This is a genomic window from Escherichia sp. XD33, assembly GCF_019375075.1.
GTDB lineage: Bacteria > Pseudomonadota > Gammaproteobacteria > Enterobacterales > Enterobacteriaceae > Enterobacter > Enterobacter flexneri_A.
This window is the reverse complement of sequence record NZ_JAENDM010000118.1, coordinates 1-4009: the sequence shown is the minus strand read 5'-3', so window position 1 is coordinate 4009 and position 4009 is coordinate 1. Positions and strand designations below refer to the sequence as shown.

3 protein-coding genes and 2 pseudogenes are annotated in these 4009 nt (G+C 46.5%); 1 reads left to right on the top strand and 4 read right to left on the bottom strand.

Going from position 1 to position 4009, the window contains the following annotated elements; all coding sequences use genetic code 11:
- The 4 genes and pseudogenes from K0778_RS25080 to cadR all read right to left on the bottom strand — a co-directional run.
- Positions 1–368: pseudogene (locus K0778_RS25080) on the bottom strand (IS1-like element IS1B family transposase); the annotation flags it as partial.
- Positions 369–446: 78 nt separating this feature from the next.
- On the bottom strand, positions 447–1103 hold the full coding sequence (locus K0778_RS28430; RefSeq protein ID WP_029396361.1) for a response regulator transcription factor: 657 nt from the start codon (positions 1101–1103) through the stop codon (positions 447–449).
- Between the two features lie 11 nt (positions 1104–1114).
- Positions 1115–2872: a sensor histidine kinase gene (locus K0778_RS25070; protein WP_032306943.1), complete on the bottom strand. Its 1758-nt coding sequence runs from the start codon at positions 2870–2872 to the stop codon at positions 1115–1117.
- A 262-nt stretch (positions 2873–3134) separates the two neighbouring features.
- Entirely contained in the window at positions 3135–3542 is a 408-nt protein-coding gene (cadR, locus tag K0778_RS25065; protein WP_029396360.1) for a Cd(II)/Pb(II)-responsive transcriptional regulator, read from the bottom strand.
- Between the two features lie 130 nt (positions 3543–3672).
- Between cadR and K0778_RS25060 the strand changes: the two are divergent.
- Positions 3673–4009: pseudogene (locus tag K0778_RS25060) on the top strand (IS1-like element IS1B family transposase); the annotation flags it as partial.

Genomic DNA, 4009 nt, shown 5'->3' with positions numbered 1-4009 from the left:
CCAGCGCTGGCGCGATTTAGCCCCGACGTATCCCCACTGTTCGTCCATTTCCGCGCAGACGATGACGTCACTGCCCGGCTGTATGCGCGAGGTTACCGACTGCGGCCTGAGTTTTTTAAATGGCGGAAAATCGTGTTGAGGCCAACGCCCATAATGCGGGCGGTTGCCCGGCATCCAACGCCATTCATGGCCATATCAATGATTTTCTGGTGCGTACCGGGTTGAGAAGCGGTGTAAGTGAACTGCAGTTGCCATGTTTTACGGCAGTGAGAGCAGAGATAGCGCTGATGTCCGGCGGTGCTTTTGCCGTTACGCACCACCCCGTCAGTAGCTGAACAGGAGGGACAGCTGATAGAAACAGAAGCCACTGGAGCACCTCAAAAACACCATCATACACTAAATCAGTAAGTTGGCAGCATCACCGATAGCCGTATTCTATTTCTCTTCTATTTCCGTTTTATTCTGACCGGCGGCTCGCAAATCTCACCTAAATAAGGTTCAACCAGCGTATAAAGACGAACCATTTCAGCCAAAGAACCCATGCCTAAGTGTTTTTGCATATTGGCTCGATGTACTTCAACCGTTCGGGCAGAAATAAAAAGATTTTCAGCAATTTGCTGATTTGTTTTTCCATCGGCCAACAAAGTTAAGATATTGCGTTCACGACCGGTTAATTGCTCATAACGGCTGATGTACGTTTGGCGCGCTTTTTCTGCTGCTGACCAAATTAAAGCGTTTTTCACGGCACGTAACAGATGTTTTTGATCGACCGGCTTTTGCAGAAAATCAACGGCTCCTTGTTTCAAGGCATCAACGGCCATCGGAACATCGCCGTATCCGGTCAGAAAAACGATACCTAAAGTGCTTCTGGTTTGGCTAAGCAATGTTTGCAGCGTTTGACCACCCATTCCCGGCATGCGGCAATCCAGAATTAAGCAACCGGTGTCCGTCAGGCACTCAATATGCCGTTCACTCCACTGTAAAAAAGCTTCGGCGGAGGAGAAGCACTGAGTTTGATATCCTTCACCTTGCAGAACAAATTCAAGGGAATCCAGAACGGATTCATCATCATCAACAATGTATAAACGCTGTATTTCTGACATGCTGAACTCCGTTATTTATGGTTGTGGTAGAGAGTGAAGATAACAGATGCTTCGCATCCGCCGTCAGGATGGTTTTGTAGTAAAAATGTACTGCGATGTGACTCGGCAATTTCTTTACAGATAACTAAACCAAGGCCTATTCCGTCCGCTTTTGTTGTGACAAATGGCGTCATAAGTTCTTCCAGTGGCAGTTGTAAACCTGCTCCGCGATCTCTGACGGTTAAATGTGCCTTGTTTTCTGTATGTAACAGATTGATCGATACGCTGCAAGCACCGGCCTGAGCGGAAGCATCAATTGCATTAGTAAATAAATTAACCATTAATTGTTCTATTCCTGCTTTATCTGCCTTCAGAAGCATCTTTTGCTTATCGATATGTAAAATTAGCTCTACTTGTTTTGATTTTGCATAGATCTCAACAAGTTTTATTGCCTGCTGCAGAATAATTGCCAGATCCTGAGGCGTTTTTTGTATAGCCTGCTTTCTGAGTAATTGACGGAAACGATCGACAACTTGATTAATTCGGATAACCTGATGGCGAATTTTATCCAGTAACACATCAATATCCGTGGAGTGGTCACCGCGTTTTCGGCGCGATAGTTCACCTTCAGCATACAGATGAATCGCGGACAGCGGCTGACTTAACTCATGCGCTAAACTTGAGCCCAGTTTATTGACCAATGCCCGACGTTGAGCATATTGCAGATTCTCTAACGCTTGCTGTAGCGAAAGGGTACTTTTACGATATTTCATCGTCAGGAAAATGTATTGAAGCGGCAAAATAATTAAGGCGATACCGATGACGATCAGCAGGTAGTAACGGCTCTTAATCCACTCCCATAATTTAATCCACCAGGGCTGTTCCAGAGGATGTATTCCTAAATCTTTAAACAATCGATCCAGTTCCGCCTGACTTTCAGGAACTGTCCATCCCAGAGATTGTGCAGCTTTTGCGACTTCGGATTGGCTAGGAACCGCTAATAATGCGGTGAGAATCTTTCGTCCCAACGTTCTGTCTGCCGCGTCAGTCATGGCAAAACTCCAGTTAGGATAAAGACGAGTAGAAACCTGACAGCCAAAGGAGTCGGGCGCGATATTGTTTAATGCCCGGAGTGCTTTTTCTTCCAACTGGTGTTTTTCTATCATTGATTCAACGAGGCAGACCGGCAAAATAGCGGCCTGAATTTTCCCGGCTAATAAAGCCTGAACAACGGATTCATGAGGATAACCGATTTCCTGTACATGAGAGAAATAACGATTGCTGACACCCATTTGGTGCAACTCTCTTTCCATTGCCATAAAACCACCGAATGCCTGACGATGAGCGGTACCGATGGGCTTACCGGATAACTGTAATAGATCGGTAAACGGGCTATTTTCTTTGACCCACATAGCCGAACCTGTTGCGGTAGTTGTTCCGCCCTGCATTGGGCTGATTAATGTCGCCATCCAGGATAAAGAGTGAACCCTACCGATACGGATACTTTCTGATGGATTAACAATGATAAATTGCAGATTTTGTTGACTAATTTCGTGCTGTAACTGAGATAAAGGCAGCGGAATTAACCGGAAATCATACTCTGGTATTTCTTGTTTTAACCAATTGATTGTTGGTTGCCATCTTTCTCTGGCTTCAGTCATTCCCCGATCGGCAAAAACACCAATAGAAATCAGATGCTTTGTTGGCTCGTTTACCGGTTCTGCACTGATAACTGCGATGGATTTCATCATAAAAAAAATGAGCATTCCAAAATATATCAATGACTTCATTATGCTGTTTCCTGTTTTTATCTGTCATGAAAGATATTTCTTGGTGTCAGGAATTTGCTTACATGGTTAATTTCTGAAAACGTAAATCAGTCTTTCAAGCTTATCGCTATCGGCATATCTGCTTGCCGCCGGTCTGATGTTATTCTTTCTGCTATTATCTAGAGCTATATTATAGGGGTAAGCGGATTAAATGGTTGATCTTACCTTTGCATGAGAGTGAGACAGACCGGCATCTCATCGGATTATCTGGTTGATGCTTCACCTACTGCTGGTGCATGTTTCCTTCGCTAATTCCAGCAAGAACCCCACACGCCTCAACTTCCCGGTCATCGTTGCAACTCGCTCTCAGTGAAACGAGTTGTTTCTCAAGCGCTTGCAGAGCGGTTATCTGCGACCGCACATGAGAGATGTGATCATCGAGCAAGGCGTTGACGGCGGTACAAGGCTGATGAGGGGCGTCCTGATAGCTCTGTAGTTCGTGAATCTCAGCCAGTGACAGGCCCAGGATTCTGCAGCGACGGATGAAGGCCAGCCCCTCACCATGCTTCTCGGTATAGACACGGTAACCGTTGTCCTGCCGATCAGGCGGCGGCAACAAGCCCTGCTGTTCATAGAAGCGGATCGTCTGTGTTTCGACCCCTACCAACTGCGCCAACTGACCAATGCGCATCAGCCTCCTCCCCAACGGATTCTTTACTCTATTGACCTTATAGTAGCTTTATAGTTTTAAATGGTACCACAACATGGTGATGCTGCCAACTTACTGATTTAGTGTATGATGGTGTTTTTGAGGTTCTCCAGTGGCTTCTGTTTCTATCAGCTGTCCCTCCTGTTCAGCTACTGACGGGGTGGTGCGTAACGGCAAAAGCACTGCCGGACATCAGCGCTATCTCTGCTCTCACTGCCGTAAAACATGGCAACTGCAGTTCACTTACACCGCTTCTCAACCCGGTACGCACCAGAAAATCATTGATATGGCCATGAATGGCGTTGGATGCCGGGCAACAGCCCGCATTATGGGCGTTGGCCTCAACACGATTTTCCGCCATTTAAAAAACTCAGGCCGCAGTCGGTAACCTCGCGCATACAGCCGGGCAGTGACGTCATCGTCTGCGCGGAAATGGACGAACAGTGGGG